This window comes from Streptomyces tardus (assembly GCF_018101125.2).
Classification (GTDB): Bacteria; Actinomycetota; Actinomycetes; order Streptomycetales; family Streptomycetaceae; genus Streptomyces; species Streptomyces tardus.
Genome location: NZ_JAELVF020000001.1, coordinates 1597952 through 1616027 on the forward strand (window position 1 = coordinate 1597952; position 18076 = coordinate 1616027).

Annotated in this window: 15 protein-coding genes; 9 read left to right on the forward strand and 6 right to left on the reverse strand. The window is 67.1% G+C overall.

Going from position 1 to position 18076, the window contains the following annotated elements; translation table 11 throughout:
* Positions 1-104 precede the first annotated feature (104 nt).
* Genes JGS22_RS06895 through JGS22_RS06905 form a run of 3 tightly spaced genes read right to left on the reverse strand, consistent with a single transcriptional unit; the run spans position 105 to position 2715 of the window.
* Positions 105-1043, reverse strand: coding sequence for an FAD-dependent oxidoreductase (locus JGS22_RS06895; RefSeq protein ID WP_211040234.1), 939 nt, complete (start codon positions 1041-1043; stop codon positions 105-107).
* Between the two features lie 4 nt (positions 1044-1047).
* A complete protein-coding gene (locus tag JGS22_RS06900; RefSeq protein ID WP_211040235.1) occupies positions 1048-1617 on the reverse strand; it encodes a cysteine hydrolase family protein in 570 nt (189 codons plus the stop codon).
* A gap of 24 nt (positions 1618-1641) precedes the next feature.
* Positions 1642-2715, reverse strand: a complete 1074-nt coding sequence (locus tag JGS22_RS06905; RefSeq protein WP_211040236.1) for a helix-turn-helix domain-containing protein — start codon at positions 2713-2715, stop codon at positions 1642-1644.
* Between the two features lie 265 nt (positions 2716-2980).
* On the opposite strand from JGS22_RS06905, the gene JGS22_RS06910 reads away from it, so the two are divergent.
* Genes JGS22_RS06910 through JGS22_RS06950 form a run of 9 tightly spaced genes read left to right on the forward strand, consistent with a single transcriptional unit; the run spans position 2981 to position 10305 of the window.
* On the forward strand, positions 2981-3448 hold the full coding sequence (locus JGS22_RS06910; RefSeq protein WP_211040237.1) for an NUDIX hydrolase: 468 nt from the start codon (positions 2981-2983) through the stop codon (positions 3446-3448).
* Positions 3449-3451: 3 nt separating this feature from the next.
* On the forward strand, positions 3452-4099 hold the full coding sequence (locus JGS22_RS06915; RefSeq protein ID WP_211040238.1) for a hypothetical protein: 648 nt from the start codon (positions 3452-3454) through the stop codon (positions 4097-4099).
* Complete coding sequence (locus JGS22_RS06920) at positions 4096-5895, forward strand: DUF4254 domain-containing protein (protein WP_211040239.1); 1800 nt, start codon at positions 4096-4098, stop codon at positions 5893-5895. Before JGS22_RS06915 ends, JGS22_RS06920 begins: the two co-directional genes overlap by 4 nt.
* 48 nt (positions 5896-5943) lie before the next feature.
* Entirely contained in the window at positions 5944-6519 is a 576-nt protein-coding gene (locus JGS22_RS06925) for a phosphoribosyltransferase (protein ID WP_211040240.1), read from the forward strand.
* A 14-nt stretch (positions 6520-6533) separates the two neighbouring features.
* The gene (locus tag JGS22_RS06930; RefSeq protein WP_236073059.1) at positions 6534-7673 is read left to right on the forward strand and encodes a glycosyltransferase family 9 protein; all 1140 of its coding nucleotides are present in this window, start codon (positions 6534-6536) and stop codon (positions 7671-7673) included.
* A complete protein-coding gene (locus JGS22_RS06935; protein WP_211040242.1) occupies positions 7670-8806 on the forward strand; it encodes a hypothetical protein in 1137 nt (378 codons plus the stop codon). Before JGS22_RS06930 ends, JGS22_RS06935 begins: the two co-directional genes overlap by 4 nt.
* Positions 8791-9552, forward strand: a complete 762-nt coding sequence (locus JGS22_RS06940) for an SDR family NAD(P)-dependent oxidoreductase (protein WP_211040243.1) — start codon at positions 8791-8793, stop codon at positions 9550-9552. The genes JGS22_RS06935 and JGS22_RS06940 overlap by 16 nt, the downstream gene beginning before the upstream one ends.
* Positions 9545-10126, forward strand: a complete 582-nt coding sequence (locus JGS22_RS06945; RefSeq protein WP_211040244.1) for a histidine phosphatase family protein — start codon at positions 9545-9547, stop codon at positions 10124-10126. The genes JGS22_RS06940 and JGS22_RS06945 overlap by 8 nt, the downstream gene beginning before the upstream one ends.
* Entirely contained in the window at positions 10123-10305 is a 183-nt protein-coding gene (locus tag JGS22_RS06950) for a hypothetical protein (protein WP_211040245.1), read from the forward strand. The genes JGS22_RS06945 and JGS22_RS06950 overlap by 4 nt, the downstream gene beginning before the upstream one ends.
* Positions 10306-10659: 354 nt before the next feature.
* Here the strand turns inward: JGS22_RS06950 and JGS22_RS06955 are convergent, their stop codons facing one another.
* Genes JGS22_RS06955 through JGS22_RS06965 form a run of 3 tightly spaced genes read right to left on the reverse strand, consistent with a single transcriptional unit; the run spans position 10660 to position 18049 of the window.
* Entirely contained in the window at positions 10660-13479 is a 2820-nt protein-coding gene (locus tag JGS22_RS06955) for an RNaseH domain-containing protein (RefSeq protein WP_211040246.1), read from the reverse strand.
* A 14-nt stretch (positions 13480-13493) separates the two neighbouring features.
* Positions 13494-16805 carry a hypothetical protein gene (locus JGS22_RS06960; RefSeq protein WP_308405552.1) on the reverse strand — a complete coding sequence of 1104 codons (3312 nt, stop codon included), beginning with the start codon at positions 16803-16805 and terminating at the stop codon, positions 13494-13496.
* The gene (locus JGS22_RS06965; protein ID WP_211040248.1) at positions 16802-18049 is read right to left on the reverse strand and encodes a restriction endonuclease-related protein; all 1248 of its coding nucleotides are present in this window, start codon (positions 18047-18049) and stop codon (positions 16802-16804) included. Before JGS22_RS06965 ends, JGS22_RS06960 begins: the two co-directional genes overlap by 4 nt.
* Positions 18050-18076 lie beyond the last annotated feature (27 nt).

Genomic DNA, 18076 nt, shown 5'->3' on the forward strand with positions numbered 1-18076 from the left:
ACGGACAGTGCTCTCCGTTTCCCCCGACGGGTTGGCCGAGATGAGCTTAGGGCCAGTTGCCCGGTGCTACCGGATCTCCGTCCCATGCCAGGGGCTGACGCGTGTCAGCCCCTGGCAAGCAAGTCCTTGGCCGCGTAGTAGGCGTGCAGCGCGGCCTCGCTGCCGGAGCCGAGGGCGGGCATGATCCGTTGGAATCGTGCCGAACGGAGGTCTCCGGCCACGATGACGCGGCGGTGCTGGCCGGTGGGCGGGCAGTATCCGTCCGGGCCGCGCACCAGATCGCCGGGCGGGGCGGTCGGCACGTTCCCGAGGCTGAGGTAGGCGATGTCTGCGGCCACCGTGTGCCGTTTCCCGTCCCGGCCCACCGCCTCCGCCAACACTGCGGTCCCTTCTCCGTGAGTCAGCGTCAGGTGCTCGACGGGTAGCAGTGTGACGCGAGGATCGTCCCTGGTCTCCTCGATCTTGTACGCATCGGCTTCCGGGTACGCCACATGCAGGCGGGTGGCGGTCGCCGGGTGGCCGCGTAGGAAGGTGCCGATGGGACGGTCGCCGCCGAGGACGAGGACGGAGCGGCCCTGGACATCGTCCGCCTCGGCCTGCCACAGCTGAGGCATGGTCAAGTCGCCGGGAGCGGTGATCCAGCCAGCGTCGCAGGGCTGGAGAGGGCCGACACCGGTGGCAACGACCGCGTACGGAGCGGTAAGGCGGGTGCCGGTGTCGAGGGTGACCGTGACTCGGTCGCCGTCTGCGTGAAGTGCGGTGACGTGGCGGCCTAGTTCGAGGCGGCAAAGCTCTGTGCCCTTGAGCTCCGTGGCAATGGAGTCGGCGAGTTCGGACCCGCTGGTGTAGCCGCCGAGGACGTTGTTCACAGCCGGGATGCGGTAGAGGTTGCGGCAGAGGGTGTCCGGCTCGATCAGGACAGAGCGCATGCCTACGCTGGCAGCCATGCGGGCGGCGGCGCAGCCGGCCGGGCCGCCACCAATGATGACCAGGTTGGTGTCGTGGGTGGCGGGTGCCCCGGTGCGGGGCGGTGTGTCAGCCATGCGGCTATTCCAGCACCGGCGTCCCGGCGTACGCAGCGAGTTGTTCGACCACGTGCTCGGCGGTGACAAGTTGGCCGGTTCCGATCAGGCGTCGGGCGACTACGAGTCCGGCGTCGTGGACATCGGGGCCGGCGTCGCTGGCACAGGCGTCGGTGACGATCCAGGGCGCGTGGCCGTGCTCGAAGGCGTCAGCGGCGGACTTCAGGACGCAACTCTCGGTAGCGATCCCGCAGAAGACGAGGTCGGTCCAGCCTGCTTGGCGGATCAGGTCGGTGGTTTGGGGGGTGAAAAGCGTGTAGCCGGTCTTGTCGACAATCGTGTGGGCGTGGGCGGCTGCGTGTTCGAGGTCGGTGACGATGTCGGTTTCCGGCGGTTTCTGGAGCCGGTTCCACTGGAAGAAGCGCTCGTAGGGGCTGTCGGGGTAGTTGAAGTAGCGGGTGAAGACCACGGGGCGGCCCGTGGTGGACCAGTGGACGACCAGGTCGGAGACCGCAGACACGGCGTGGCGACTTCGGTGGTTCACGAAGCCGTTCTGCATGTCAATCACGATCAGCGCGGCGCTGCCGATGTCCATCCGCTGTCCTCCTGCCCCTTGTTCTCAGCCGACGCTCTCACGGAGGGCGTCTTGGGCGGCGCGCAGCCGGTCCGCTAGCCCACTGGTCTTCATGATGGCCTCCCGCATCAGCACGTGCTGCGCGGTCTCCTGGGCGCGGGCGGTGGTGAGCCGGGAGTAGGCGGCGCGCAGGAAGCGCCAGCCGTACTGATCGGGCACGGAAGGGTCCTGTCCGTCCTCGATCATCTGCTGGATTTGGCGGGTGAAGCACCAGAGGGCCTGGACGCTCATTTCGCACGCGATGAGCTGATCGACAGAGAGGCTGCGTTCGTGGGAGTGGGACGCGTAGGCGACGCCGGACCAGCCGGCATAGCCGGTGGACACTCCCCGTACGCCGAAGGGCACGATGTCCGGGTGGTCGAACCCGGTGGCGAGGAGTGACTCCTCGACGGAGCCGTCCAGGGGAGCCGGCCCACCCAGGGCACCGCGGTCGACCAGGACCGAGGGCGTGGACAGCAGGCGCAGTGCGGTGTCGTAGGTGCCCCCGGCCCAGGGGCCGGACGTGAGCCAGTAAAGGGAGAGAACGTACTCGGGGTGGGGGACGCCGGAGTGGTCCTCCTCCAAGAGGTCACGCAGCCTGTCCCGAGCCCAAGGCAAGTCGGCGGCGTACGAACGGTAGCGCCATACGGCGAGTTCAGTGAGCGAGGTGGGTTCGTGGGGTTGAACGAGGTGGAGGACAGCGACCCCACAAGCGAAGACGTGCAGTAAGCAACTCCGCGCTTCGGGGTGTGCTATCCGGGCCGAGGAGGACTCCAGCCACTGACCTTCCGCTCCCGGAGTCATGTGCGTGCGGAGCCGACGGGCGCGCTCGACGCCGATGAACACTGGCAGGAACTTGTGGGAGTCCACTCCGATGTGGCCCGCGACTGGCGGGGCGGCGGCGTTCACTCCGAACGCTGCGGCGAACCGGGCCCGCGCGTCCTCGGAGGCCCGGCCCAGTGCGGTGTCGAGGACGGCCTGCGATTCGGCACGGGGTTGGTAACCCGCACCCCCACCTTCCCAGTTCGAGACAGTCCGGTCGCTGACGCCGAGGTACGCGGCGAAGTCGCGGAGGCTCATGCGCAGGGCGTCGCGAAGCAGCCGGGCTTCCCGGCCGGACCATCTCTGCACCGTGACCACAGCCGTACCCCCTGCCCGTTGTCCGATGGAACGCCCGAACGCACAGCGTAGTCAACCGTGTTCGGCAACGGTGCGGCATTGCTGCAGCACCAGTACGTCACGCTCCGCCACCAACCTGCACCATGCTGGGGCCACCGAGTCGGAAGGGCTCCTCACGCCCCTCCGCTGGTTCGTTTTTGTATCGCTAGCAGAAGGAGCAAAAAGCGTGCCCGACATCGTCAAGCGCAACGCCCGCGCCATCCTCCTCGACGGGGATGAGCTCGTCCTCATCAAGCGCACCAAGCCGGGCAGGGAACCGTACTGGGTCACCGTCGGCGGCGGGGTCGAGGAGGACGACGCGACCATCGAAGCGGCCCTGCGCCGCGAGGTGTTCGAAGAGCTCGGCGGAAAGCTGGAGCGTGCCGAGCTCGTCCATCTGATCACCGACGAGCTGAAGGGGGGCCTCGGCGTCCAGCACCTCTTCGCCGCCCGCCTGGAGTCAATGGACCTGAGTGCGCGCACGGGTGCGGAGTTCGCCGATCCGGAACGCGGCGGGTACGAGGTGATTCGGGTGCCGTTCACCGCCGAAACCGTGCGTGAGCTGAACTTGATGCCGCCGGAGCTGGCAGAGTTCATCGCCGCGAACACGCACGCAATCCGCTCCGTCCTCCACACCCCGGTCCGCGAGGCGTGAGCGATGGTGCACATGACGGACTTCGTCAGCCTCAACGGCCCCGACAACGTGGGCAAGACGACCCAGCTCTCACGGCTGGCCGAGCGTTGGGAGGACTTCCAGCCGCTGGGCGCTGTCCATGAGCACGACCCCGAGCCATGGGCGCGGGCGGCGGCCGACGACTACGCCCGGTGGTGGTTCGAGACATCCACGACCGTCGAGCTGACCGAGATGCTCCTCGTCGGCCACGCCAAGCGCGCAGCCAACCGCGAGGCGGGCCGTACGGGTCTACTCGATCGGGGCCTGCCCATGCTTCTCGCCGTTGCTGCCGCGACCTGCGCGATCAAGGACGGGCTGACGGTGGGCGAGGCGTTCACGACGGTGACAGGCATCGCCGGTTCGCGGGCCGAAACACCGGAGACCTCGATCCTTCTCCTGCCGTCCCTGGACCCCGAGCGCAGCTATGCCCTCACCAGCGCCCGTGAGGACCGCGCCTGGACTGGGGTCTACCCGGCCTACCAGAAGACCCTGTACACGGTCCTGCTCCACCAGGCCGACCACGATGCCTACGCAGCGGTCCTGGACTGCGAGCACCGCTCGCTGGACGACATTCATGCCACCGTGCTCGGCCACCTCGGCCTCACCCGACTCACCGACGGGAGCCCTCGATGACTCAGAACTCCCCGCCCCTGGCCCTTCCTCCGAGCCTGGCTCGCGCCGTGGCCACGCTCCAGGAGAAGGACCGGCGCCGTCTGAACGACACCCTCAGCTGCCTCCACAGCATCAACGGACGCCTGTGGGACACCGAGGACAGGGTGCGCGGCGCGTTACTCTCCGCCGCCCAAGTCGCCGACTGCAAGCGCGAGATCGACCAGCTCAACGCCGAACGCAACGCGCTCGCCGAGCGGGCCGACGAGGCCCTCGGTTCCTTAGCGGACGCAAGCCGCACCGACGCTCCGACACACACCGAGACACTCGCCTCTGTAGTCGACCGCCTATCGGTGCTGACACTCCGCATCTGGCACAGCGAGCGAGCCGGGGCGAGCGACGAGCTGACCCGGCGCCGCGTTCCCGCGCTTCACGGGCAGCGAGAGCAACTGTGCGCCGCCCTCGACTCTCTGGTCTCCGATGTCGTCGCCGGGCACCGGCGACTTCCCCAACCGGCCCGCTTCAAGCTGTATGGCCGGGACGACGCCATCCCGACGGAGATCAGGCCGAGCCGCCGTCTGCGTCGGGTCATCGCGTTCGGCGGACTGAGCGAGTGCGGCAAGAGCACCAGCGCGGAATTCGTACGACGTACCTGCGGCGCCCAGCGCCTCAAGATCGGCTTCCTGCTGCGACAGGCAGCCCACCGCGAAGGGCTCGCGGACCCGTACATCCTCTCTGCCCGACGCCAGGCCGAGTTGCTGCTCGGCGAGCTGAACAGGTTCGCGGAAGCCCACGTCGACACGCGGCTTTTCACGATTGAGTCGGTCCACGACGACGCCTCGATCGGTGAGCTCAAGCAGCTCATGGGCGACACACTCCAAATCGTCTTCCTGGACGCCTCCTTCGCCGTACGCGTCGAACGGTCCGGGGCACCGGCCCAGACCGTCTCCGCCAAGGACGAGATCAAGAGAAGTCGAGGTGCCCACCAGGTCGCCGCAGTCGCCGATCACGTCATCGACAACGCCGGTAGCATCGCCGCCCTACGCGCCCGGCTCCGGCGCATCGCCGCCCCGCCGACTCTCACGGCGTATCGCGTGGCCACCCCGTACGGTCTGGGCCTGCCGGCTGCCATCGCCTCGGCAACGGCCGACTTCACCGACGCTGTACGAGCACACGGTCCCGGCGTACGGCTCGTGGCCCTGACCGGAAGCCCCGGCGAGGGCCCATGGATCCCCGGCTGGTCCGACCTGGACCTGCTCGTGATCGCCGAGCATGAGGCCATCGGCCGGGTCCACGAAGCCCTGGCGCAGTACCGGACTGCCCTGGACTGTGTGGCCTCCCTCGGCCCCACGCTCGTCACCCCCGGCGAGCTGACCGCTCGACGTCTCACCCCACGCCTGGCCTTCGCCCTGCACCGGCTCCAGGAGGGGCGTCCCGTCCTGCACGCCGGCCGTGGCGTCGAGCTCCCGATGATCACCCGTGACGAGCTCGCACTCGCCGCCGTCCGTGAACTTCCCCAGGTCGTCCTGACCATGCGCCGCCTGCGCGCTGACGCGGCGCCGGCTACCCTGCGGCAGCTCTACAAGCACCTCGTACTGGCCTGCCGACTCCTCCTCCGCGAACACGATCAGTGGGAGTCCGGACCCGACCGGATCCTCACCGCGGCCTCCCACATGCCGGGTCTGACAGCCCTTTCCGCGCCCTCCCTGGCCGAGGTTGCCAGCAGCTGGCGCGACGGCGACACCGAGCGCGTCCTCAAGGCTGTCAGCACGGCCGTCGACCAGGTCCTCGCCTGGTACGCCACCCAGCTCGCCGCTTGAACGGTCGTCTCCCCCTTCCTCCCTACTCCACCCGACAGGAGCTTCGCCATGCCCGAAACCGTTGCCATGCCGTCCTTCAACGCCCGGATCGTCGAGCGCCTGAGCGTCGGTGCGACCAGCCGTCGCGAACGAGTCATCCACTCCCTGGACGGCCTGGAAGACCCGGTCCACCCGGACACCCTGGCCACCACCGGAACCCGCCTGTGGCGCCTACTCCACGAACAGACGGCGAGCGAGCTCGGGTCGGTGGACTTCCTCCTCGGGCTGGACGCCGGTGGCATCCTGCCGACCGTCTCACTCGCTGGTGCGGCCCAACTGCCGTACAAGATCGCCTGGAAGCTGCACCTCCCCCTCGACGGCGCGGTCCGTTTCAGTGAGCCGCACGCGATGCGCACCGACGTCTTCGCGTACGGAATCGCCCCGGGGCAACGCATCATCCTCGTGGACGACGAGATCACCACCGGTCGTACCCTGGCCGACCTCACCCGCAGCCTCCGCGAGGCCGGTGCCATCCCGCTGGCCGCGGCCTGCCTGGTGGAGGACACGACGCGCGGGGCCCGCGAGTTGCTCACCGAGCTCGGCGTGCCTCTGGTCTCCCTCACCACGATCAAGGGCACGGCATGACCGAGGTGGCCCCGATGGGGATCCGGTTTCACCACGGTTCGCTGGTCACCCCCGCCGGGGCTGTCCACACCACTCCGCTCGGATACGACCGTGACAGCGTTCCCGTCAGCGCGCCGCTCCCCCTGCCCACTTCCGGTGAACTCGCCCGTCGACTGAACGGTTGTGGCGAAATCGAGGTGGCCTTCGAAGGAAAGCTCGGGGACACCCTGCTCGCACTGTCCGGGGTCCAGGCGGTTCTCGACTGGCTGCGGTTGAGCTCAGTTCGCGTAATCACCCGGGCGACGGGCCCCTACGCGGAGTTGATCGCTCGCGCCGGGCTGACGACACAGGCCCCGGTCACCGTGCCTGGTTCCGGACGTGCCCTGATCGGCGATCGCGCCGGTGCGGAGACACACGGCTCGGAAGCTGAGGTGAGGTTGGTCCTTGACCCGACCGCCCCGCCCTGCTGGTCGAGCGACGATCGCGCCTACTCGGACCTGCCCGCCCGTCACTACCTGGCTCTGGAGCGCCGCCTCGGCATCCGCCTGCCTGATGCGGCCCCCTTCGCACCTGCGCTCGTGGCCAGGCCGAACAAGCTTGTCGAAGAACTCCGTTCGCTGGGCTGGCTGAACGGTACGACCATCGCCGCCATCACCGCCACCAGCTGGCCAGAACGCAAGGACTACACCGTCGAGCGCTACGTCGAGCTCGCCGAGCACATCTCCGAAGCCCAGCAGACCCAGGCCCGGCTGCTGCTCATCGGAGGCAGTCCGGCGGACGGCCTCCGCATCACCGCGAATAGCAGTCGGCGCCACGTGCAGGTCCTCCGCCTCGACGGGGTTCCGGCCGGCCACCTCGTCGATCTTTTCCCGCACTGCCACCTCGTCCTCGGTAACGACACCGGCCTCACCCACCTCGCCGCGATGAGCCGCAGCCGGGATGGCAGCCGCGCGCCGGTCGTCGGCCTGTACGCGCGCCACAGCCACAGCAAGTGGCGCACCGGCCTACCCCATCACCACGCCGTCGCCACCGACCACTCCGACCGCATGCACCAAGGGGACCTCTGTCCCGTCCGCGACGCCATCGTCCCGGACACCGACATCCACATGGACGCCTTCCCACCCTCCGCACTGGCGCAGACGTGCCTCGGCCTGCTGAACGGAGTGGGTCGATGACCGCACCATCCCGTCTGCGGATCGGCCCGGTACGGCGTTTCACCCGCAACCTGGTCTGCCCCGTCGATCTCCTCGGCCGCCCACTGCTCCTGAAATACACCCGCGAGCCGTCCGAGGCCCGAGCGGAGATCCGTGGCCACTCCCAGCTGGCCTCGCACTACCGCGTCCCCACCCTCCACGCTCGCGTGCGCGTACCCGGCGGGTACCTCCTCGCGTACGAACGTCTACCTGGAGACACCGACAGCGGTCTACTGCTCGACCTTCTCAACACGGACGAGCCGACCCATACCCTCCACGCCTACATGGACCAACTCACCACCACATACCGCGAGATCATCCTCGCTACGGCCTGGTCGACCAACCCGGCGCACGTCGTCCGGAAGCTGTACTGGGACAGGGCGGCGCCCGGCGGTCGGCTCGACGCGTACTACGCCGGAGCAGATTTCGCGGTCGCCGACGGGCTCATCGACGTCCCGATCGCCCGCCTCGACACGTACACCCTGAAAATCAACGGCCGTCGACACCACCTGAACTGGACCGCCACCATCCGCTGGCTGCGCTCCCACTTCAGCGCGCCGGAGCCGGTCTGGGCAGCCCTGACCCAGGGCGACCCCACCGACGTCAACCTCGCCCACCCGCTCGCCTGGTTCGACCACGACACCGCGGGGATGAACAGCATCCTCGGCGAGTTCGCCAACTTCCTCTGGTACGCCTCCGCCCTGGGCGGCTGGCTCGTTCCCAGGTACAACCCGGGCGCCTTTGCCGACCACCCCGCCACCTTCGCCCACGTCCCAGCAAACACCCCCGAGATCCGGCGAGCAGACGTCGACCACACCACGAGCACCATCCATATCGACTACGTGCCTCACCTGTCGGCCCCCCGGCAAGCCGCCGTGAGCGCGTACTGGAACCAGCTCGCACGGCCGGTCGCAGGCCGCCTCTGGCCCGGCGCGGACCTGGCGAACCTACTCCGCCCCTACCTGGCCATGCGCATCATCGGCGTCTACAACCTCGCCGACCTGGTGCCTGAGGACCGTCTCGTCCTCCTCGCCCGGCTGACCGAGGCGATGAGCCCCGCCTTCGACCCCACCACCTACTTCCTCTTCCTGGAGTCTCCATGCCCGGCCCGTTGAGTGGCTGTACCGCCCTGGTCACCGGAGCCACCGGCGGGATCGGCTCGGCTATCGCCCACCGTCTGGCCGACGACGGCGCCCTCGTCGCCCTCGCGCATCTCGACGACGCCCACGCCGCAGCCGAACTCGCCGACCTCATCGCGCGACGAGGCGGCACCGCCGTCCCTCTGGAAGCCGACCTCCGCGACCACCAGGCCGTACGAACTCTCTGCCACCAGGCCCACGCACAACTCGGACCGGTGGCCGTCCTCGCCAGCAACGCCGGCGCCTACCCCCGCCGACCGTGGACGGAGACAACGCCCGACCGCTGGGATGAAGCGCTGACCACCAACCTGACCACCCACTACCTCCTTGCCCATGAGCTGACCGGCACCATGGCCTCCGTCGGCTGGGGCCGGATCATCACCATCGGATCCGTCCTCGCCGCTGCTGGCCGTCACAACCTCGCTGGCTACATCAGCGCGAAAGCCGGCCTCGAAGGACTCACCCGCGCCCTCGCCCGCGAACTCGGCCCCGCCGGCATCACCGCCAACTGCGTCGCCCCCGGCTCCATCCGCGTCCCGGCCGAGAACACGGTCGTCGACGACCCGGAGCCCATGACAGCCCGCCAACTCGCCCGCCAATGCGTCCAGCGGCGTGGCCGCCCAGACGACGTCGCCGCGGCCGTCGCCTTCCTCGCCACCGAGGACGCCGGCTTCATCACCGGCCAGACCCTGCGAGTCGACGGAGGCTGGATCCTTGGCTGACATCTGGCTCATGCGCCACGGCGCCTACGAAGGCCACCGCCCCGGCCACCACGCCCCGCACGAGGCCGCCCTCACTGAGGAAGGCCGCGACCAGACACGCCGCTCCCTGCCACTCCCCAACGACATCACCGCCATCGTCACCAGCCCGCTCCCCCGCGCCCGCCAGACAGCCACCCTCATAGCGCAGCTCACGGGCCTGCCCATCGTCGCCATGTCAGGGCTCCTCGCCGAATGGCGCGCGCCGAGCATCGTCCTCGGCCGCACCGCCGAAAACTACCCACCGGCCTACCGCGCCTGGCGCACCCGCCGCCTCACCAACCCCACCCTCCGCTGCGAAGACGGCGAGTCCCTCACCGACCTCCACACCCGCGCCACCCACTGCGCCGCCTTCCTCCACCACACTGCCCAGCGCCACGGCCCGATCCTGGCCGTCTCCCACACCCTCCTCCTCGGCACCCTCCTCCACCTCCCCTCCAGCGCTGTCGCGGCCTTTACCACCGCCACGCGAGCGCCCTGGCCGTTCGCCACGCTGCGCCCGCTACCGCATCCCTCCGCCCCACCCCACACCCCATGACCTCAGCCCGCTCCATCCACCGGTTTCTCTCCACCCGCCTCGGTGAAGTCCGCCGCCACCTCGCCGCCTTCATCATCACCTCAGCCCTCATCGCACTCTTCATCTGCCTCATCGCCATCCCCACCGCCCACATCTTCCTCACGTCGAACCCCGGCCCCCCGCTATGCATATGCAGCTGAGTGCTGACCACCATGACTTCGTCCACGCAGGAAGAGATCCGAACCGCAGTCAAGTCCATCTCGAACCGTCATGCCGCAGCCATCCCCAGTGAGCACAACCGTGCGGCTGACGAGGCTGCAACCTCTGTCCTCAGCCATCGGCCAGGAGCCGCGGTATGCGCAGACGGAGCTACAGCTGATGATCATCGACATCAAGGTCGGATACAGGGATGTGCGCGACGTTAGCTTCGGCGGGGGATCCATAGGAGCAACGGCCAGATCTTTCGGACACTGATCGTGCCCATGCAGCTCCATTTCGGCGTGGCGCGACGGGCGACGAGCCACCGCCCGCGCACCCCACGATGCTCTAGCCTCCTACTCCAGGGTTTCTCCCCCTTCGTCTCCGTCTCCGCTCCCTGGCTCCGTGTCGGCTACATCGCGCCGGTATTGGGGGTGGTCGAGGTCCATTTGACGTGCCGCATGCAGTGGCACCGGATAACGAGCGCGGTCGGACCAGAAAAGGGTCTGATGGCATAGGCGAGCGGTCATGGCTGCCAGCGCCTCACGCACCTCGTCAGACGGGCCTCCGATAGGCAGGATCTCTGTCGCAGTCATGGCGTAGAAGTTGTGCGGCATCTCGCCTCTGCGTCGCTCTGACCGGACCTCTGACTGCACCGATTTCTCTGCCTCCCACCTGGTGCGTTTGCCACCCAGACGACCAGCACCACTGCCGTCGTAGGCACGCGGAACGTTGCACAACAGCCATGCCGGTGTACCGAAGTCCGTCTCGACTTCGAAAAGCAGCGTGGAAGTGTCCTTCTCCTTCGGGTCGACGCCGTCCTTTTTGACCACCTGGGTGACGCTGACGGGTTGTGGAACCTCTTCGTCTTCCGTGTTGAGGCGGACGACGGCGATCGGAGCGTCAGCACCGAGTCGCGCCCCAGGGAGCTGGTATCGGCTTCGGTTTCCAGCCGCCCCCGCCCGTGTGGACGGCTCCCCAAGGCGCATGTTCTGCAGGCCATCCCACATTCGCCGCGCGGACTGTGCGTCCACGGTGACCGTGTACTGCACCCCGTCCAGTTCGTCGGCGAGATCACCGAGTGCGCGTTCCACCATGTCAGCGGCGCCATCCCACTTCTGCCGGTAGCTGGTCTTCTCCGCTGAGGGCTCTGGGTACGGATGGGTATGGAAGGCATTCTGAGCCGAACGGTACGGCCGCCACACCGGGTTCGTGGAGCTCCAGCCCAGCAGGGACCACGGCCCCTGCGAGGCTTGCGGCGGTACCAGCGCGGTAGCCGTAATGACGACCTTAGGTTCACCCTTCTCACCGAAGCGGCGGTTCTGCTGCCGCACGTGCACACCGACATGGGCGATCTGGTCGACCGGAAAGTCACCTTTGGCACGTAGAGCGTTGGAGATCCGCTCGTCGGCGACGCCCAGCGAGCGATACAGGTCAAGCAACGCCATTTCGGCTGGGTGGTCCTCGTCTCGCGGCTGGATGACCCCTTCCTTCCCGCGGCCCTTCAGGTATTGCGACGGAATGTCGAGGCGTGCCAGTACTGCCTTCGTCTGCGGTTTGGCGTCCAGTTCGGCGAGGTCTCGGGTGTCGAGGTCCGGGAAATCATCGCTGTCGGGGACTTCGGTCTCACACCAGGCACTGACCAGAGCGCCGTCCCGAGACCGGAGCGAGGCTCCGGCTGCCCCCAGGGCCTCGGCTCGGTCCCGCCTGCGGCTTGGCCGCAAAAAGTCGGGCAGGTAGTGGAAGACCACAGTGATCCGACCTTGGTAGAGGTCGAGTTCCACGGCTTCCTCGGTGTCGAGACCGGCGGGATCGAGCCCGAACGCGCGGCAAAATGTCTGCAGCATCCGCTGCCTCGTCTCGTCCCGGTACCACAGACAAGCGATGCGGAGCTTCTTGAAGCCCGCCTGGTCCACCGAGGCGCAGAGCGACTCCGCGGAGGGGAAGAGTGTCCCGCGCCGACGCAGCGGTCCTCCGCTGCCCGTTCGTTCCCGCTCCTCCTTACGACGCTTCAGCTCCTGGGACGAGATGTTCTCAGGGTCAGTTGGTCGCCGGGGCAGACTCATCGCTGTTGATTGCCGAAAAATCAGGGCTTGGGTGTCATCGCCGAAAACAGCGTCAACGTGAGAATGCAGGATCCTCAAGTGGTGCATGCCGACGCCGGTTCCGATGGGGTGCTGGTAGCTCTTCGCGGGGATTGGCCAGATCTGACCGGGGTGTTCGCGCGGGAACTGCAGCTTCTCTTTGAGGGCCCTGGCTCGTTCACGGAGTTGTTGCTCTCGCTGAGAACGCTCTGCGATGGATTGCAGGATTGAGTAGTCCATCTCCAGCCGTCCGAGGGCTTGCAGTGCCTGCCGCGGAATAGCCTTCGCTCCGCCACGGCCGTTGAGCTTGACCTCCAGAACCGGGCGGCCGTTACCAGGCTGGATCGCCAGAGCAGTGGAGCTGAAGATCAGTGAGGAGGAGATGCGAGAAACTCGGGCGTCTAGGAGCAGCACGGGGTGGTGCACATTAGGCAGTGTTTTCAGGTTCACCGCCGTGCGGCAGACGGCGTAGCGCCCGCCGCTTTCGTTCTCCCAGGGGTCTTCCAATGCGACCAGCCCGCCTGTGGTGTCGGGGCGGAATTGGATCTCTCGGCCATTGGAAAGTCGGAAGGGGAGGGCCGCGAGGCGCTCAGCCAGCCCCCAACCCACACTTCTGTAGAGCCAGTTCGGGGCATCCGGCTGCGCTCCCTTCACTGCTCTCAGCTGTTCACTCAGGACGAGTTCTCGTTCAGGTGTGCGCGCGATTCGCTGGGCAAGCTCAGGCGGCTGCCGCAGATCGATCATCTCGACCTGCTCCCCGAGGACAAGGCCGTGGGTCAGGGCGAAGGCTTTGCAGAGCAGGTTGCTGTCGATCGACTGCCGGGAGACCAGGAAGGGGGCCGCACCGTTGGGCTCGAAATACACATAGCCACCGGTGATTACTTGGAGCACGGTCGTGGCGATCGTGTACGGCGCCTGGGCCTCCACCTTGCCAAAGCGCTTCCGGCACTGGGCTGTGAAGTTACTCCAGAGCTTGGCCGACTCTACGTCCAGTCGGCGCACGAAAACCGTCGCGTCACCCACCAGTGCGGGAGTGCAACGGTAGGCCAAAGTATGCAGGTACTTGCCTGGCTCAAGATGCTGGTCGTCCACTCTTCCTCGTCTCTTTAGTGGGTGACGGTTGGGTCGATGCCCGCGTAGGAGAGAAAGGCGTTCAGGGCCTCCCCATACAGGTCGTTCATTTGCCGCTTCACTGCCGGCGGCCACTGCTCATGGATGCGGCGCAGTACGGTCTCTAGATCGGAGCTCCAGGTGTCCTCGTGGAAGGCGTAGTCGACTAGGTGCAGGACTGCTTCGGTGCCGCCTCGGCGGGCTCGTCCGGCCAGTTGGATCAGGTCGACGACAACGCCTGCGACCACTTCTTCCTGCAGCGACTTGGGCATGGAGGTGAACTGCGGGGCGGCGCGCAGGATGAGTTCGAGGCGTTGCCACGCGGCGGAACGTGCCTTCGCTAGCGCATCGTCGGGGTCGGCCGCACCGCACTCTGGTAGTGCGTGCAGCCCGGCGGCATTGACGCTGCCGTACATCTCCGCGGGTTCGGCGAACAGCGACAGGGGTCGGACGCAGAGATAGACCGAACGCACAGCGGAGCGAATACCGACGACGATGTTCAGGCCACGGGCGATCACGGATAGCGGGACGACCAAGACGTTGCCGTGCTGAGGGAAGTCCTCGAACTGTTCGGCCGTGAGTCGGGTAGCGATGTTCTCCCGGGGGAGGTCTGGGTCGGGGTTGTGCCGATCTCCATCCCGTACGGCGACGCAAAGCCCTTCGCGGTAGGTGCCGGCCTGCGCGATGCCTCGGGCGAGCCATGCGCACTGCTGGTAGGAGTTGGCCACAACCAGCACGTGCGCACGGTCCTTATCCTTGGACCGCTGACGTTCCAACTCCTGGTGGATGTACTGGTCGTACAACTGCGTGCCGAGCTCGATCAGGGCGCCTTTTTTACGGCTGGAGTGCTGGCCTGAGATCTTGATCGGCTCGCCGTACAGGGGGTGGCCCTCGCCGTACTCGATGCGATGGCGCCGCGCACGGATCGAGCGGGCCTGAGCGTCAGTCATCCACCAGCGCACGGGTGCGTGGACGTGCTCGCGCACCGCTTGGGGAAAGTACGCCGTTGCGGACAACCCCATGACGGGGCGCTCGACCCCGGCCAGGCAGAGCGAGACGAGTCCGCCCAACTCCGAGGTGAAGGTGTGCGGGTCACCAGCGATGCTCTGCGCGACGAGCTCGGCACTGCGCTCACGGTCATCAAGGCCCGTCACTCGGTATCCCGTGAGGGCGCGTCCCAACAGACCGAGCGGAAAGACGGCCGAGACAGCACTCCGGCTGAGTGTCTCTGCGATCCGCTGCGCGGATCGCAACCCGGAGGAACGGTAGTGCTGTGCGGAGGCGCGCAGTTCAGACAGGGCTTCGTCCAGCTCGGTCAGAACCGTGCGGGTGACAAGCAGGTTCACTGCCTGAGCACGCCGATGGGGGTCCTTCACCCGTGACTCCAGCAACTGGTGCAGATCGAGCTTTACCGCGTCCAGCAACTGTTGGCCACGCGGTGCCACCAATGCCGCCAACGCCCGGCGCACCTCATCCCAGCCGACCTCCGTCGGATCGGCCTGCGCGATGTGCGGCTGCAAGTAGCGGGCAGGCATGAGCGCTTGGAGGCGCTCGGCGAGATCGGCTGGTAGGTCCGTCTCTGCAGCAGTGTCCAGATCCGGCCAGAGCAAGCGGATGAGCTGCCGGTCCCGGCCACGGGCCATGTGCCAGCGGAGCCCGGTCCGATCCGGAACACGGTCCACTGCGCGCTCGTCGTCCACCACATCCAAGCGCAAGGCATTACTGCACACTGCGAGCAGTAGGAACTCTGCCATCAGCCGAGCCTGGCCTACCGATGGCAACAGGCCGGCCTCATCCGTGATCGGCAGTCGCTTCGCGTCCATGTCCATCTCCTGCGTGGCCGCCGTCCAGTGCCTCCGCGAGTGCAGAATGACCTCGCCGGCGCAGCGGTCCACCGCCCTCGACTGGAACTGGTCCACCTCATCGACGAGGACGGCGTGGCAGGTGCGCAACGCCAACTCGGCGACGCTGACCCCATTGACGGGTCTCCCGTCTAGGTTCACGCCAATGCGCAGATTTCCCTGTAGGAAGGCGAAATGGTTCGTCACGACTACGTGCGCCGAGCAGGCTTCGTAGACAGGCGCGAACTTTCCACAGGTGGGAATCCAGGGGCAGGCGGACGCCCCCACACCCTGCCTGTATAAGGACAGACAGGGCTCGCGGCCTGGTGGATAGTCGGCGCTGGATTCCAGCAGTGGTCGCTGAGCGCATCCGTAGGAGAGGGGGTCCACGTCTCGCTCTCCGAACTCGCCCCACTCTCCCGGCGACTGCGGATCTTCATCGACGAGACGGGCTAGCTTATGCGCACGCTCGTGCATGCCTGAGGACGACATCAGGTGCGCGCAGCCGGTCTCATTCTTGATAGCGTCAAGACCCTGCAGCACTCGCAGGTCAGCCCGGATCTTGTGGGTGATGGACAGGCAAGCCTTGATGTCGGGGAGCACAATGGCGACTCGAAGCTCCTGCTGAGCGAACCACGCAGCCAGGACGCGCGCCATCACGCTCTTGCCCGTCCCAGTCGGCGCGTGAAAGATCTCCAGACCGCCTGCGGTCATCCGCAGTGCCTCCTGCGGGCTGATGCTGTCTGACGTCTGGAGAACCGAGAACAATCCTTCCAGCGTGGCGCGCAGGTAGCGCTTGTCTTCTGGCTCCTGGCTCTCGATCTGTGTGGCCAGCCTGAGAAGGTCCTCCGTGGGGATCTGGAGGTCGTCCAGAGGGGGTGCAGTGTCCACGTGCGGCAGGCGGTCGTGGCCAAATGCTTCTGTGAAGCCGGGGTAGGTCGGGATGGTCAGCTGACCGTGTACCTGCCCCACTCCCTGCACGTTGATCTCTCCCGTCTTCCAGCGTCCGGGACCGGCGAATTCGAGAGGTTTCGGCCGCGCACTGGGCCGCCGAAATCTGGCGATCTGGCGGTCGACATATGCCAGTAAGTCTCCGCCGACCCGGGGTACCGCAGCCTCGGCAGTGAGGGCGTCGCCGCCCGCGGGTTCGAAGGCGAGCAGTTTCTTAGGCTCATTAGGGTTCTCGTCGCTGAAAGCCGCGAGCATTGCTCGCGCAGGCGGGGTGAAGTTCCGTACATCGCCGAGCCTGGCTGGGGCGTTGTGGAACACGTCGGCAATACGTCGGCGCTCCTCGCTCGTCAGCGTCGGCCAGCGGTCCCACGCGCGGAACTGCCCGGACAGCAGAAAGGCCGCCTTACGGAAGGGCGCGGCGGGAGCATCGCCATCGACGGAGGCGTCGGGGAAGTAGTGCGCGGCCAACGCAAGCGCGGCGCACAGGGCTGTGGTCTCCACGGAGGGCTCGCTCACGACCAAGCCACCCCCGAATGTTTGCAGACCATCTCGCCGAACTCGGACGCAGCCGCCACTTTCAACCCGTACTTCTCCCCTACTCCCGACAGCAGGGGGACCTGGGTGGCCCGGTGGTCAGGAACTACCAGCCACTCTGCTCCCCCGCTATCGCCTTCCTGCGCGTTGATCAGCTGCGCGAGCGCGGTGCCAGACGTGTAGTCCTTTACGTCGACGCGTAGTTGCTCCTTCTTCCGCGACCTCTTGCGCCCGACGTGCACGCGAAGGTCGTAGGCGTCCAGGGCGGGCCAGAGCTCCACCTTGAGACCGCGCTCGACCAGCCGGTCCCGCAGTGCCAACTCCGCCAGCCCGGGGACGCAGGTGTACCGCCACACCCCCCTTGCCAGTGCCTTGTACCCCTCGATTGGTTTTGCCTCTGGGATGAGCTCCAGGTCGGGCCAGAGGACGGACTCCCGGTCACTCGGGCGCGGTGGAGGCGGTTCTGGTAGCAACTCAGGCGGAACGATCCCCTGCACCGGCCGGAAACGGTAGGCGGCACCCATCTCCTGGTGTGGTCGGTGCCAACAGGTAGCCACACCGATCTGCCGGCCGGCCTCGCGGCGCAGTGCGATGCGCATCGGCCACCTGCACACAGGGCAGGCGAACCACCAGCCGCGATACGTCGAAGCATAGGGAATGTCCTCGTACAGATCCGCGATAAGCGGGGGCAGGCGCAGCTCATTTAGTTCACTCACCGGACCCGCCGGGTAGCGGATCAGGTCGGTACGCCCATTTTCATAGATCCCTTGGTTCCCCGCCTTGCACAGCTGCGCGAAGGCTGTCTCCTGCGCAACCTCATCGTCCAGGTCACGCGCACTGATCAAACCGGTAACGCGGCTGCTTTTCTGTAGAACGCGAAGTACCAGAGCCTGCTCGGCGTCGATGTCGAACGCGTCTTCCGTGACGTGCCCGTCAGGATCGACTGCGCGTAGTTCGTCGACATCCCACCCAGGGACACCATCGGGCAGAAGCTGAGAGGGATCACCACGCACCTGGCGCCGGAAATCAGCGAAGGACAGCTCACTGCCTGGACCGCACGCAGCCAGCAGCGACCCGTGACATTCCATCAGGGTCGCGAGACGGACGGAAGGATCCACCCCGGGAGTCGTCATCGCATGTGCGGCACGCAGCACAGAGCGCGCTACCAAGGATTTCACCCACAGCTCGTCAACCGTCCGAACGTCATCGTTCGTCGCATTCTTCATGACGCCAGAGAGTAATAGCCGCCACTG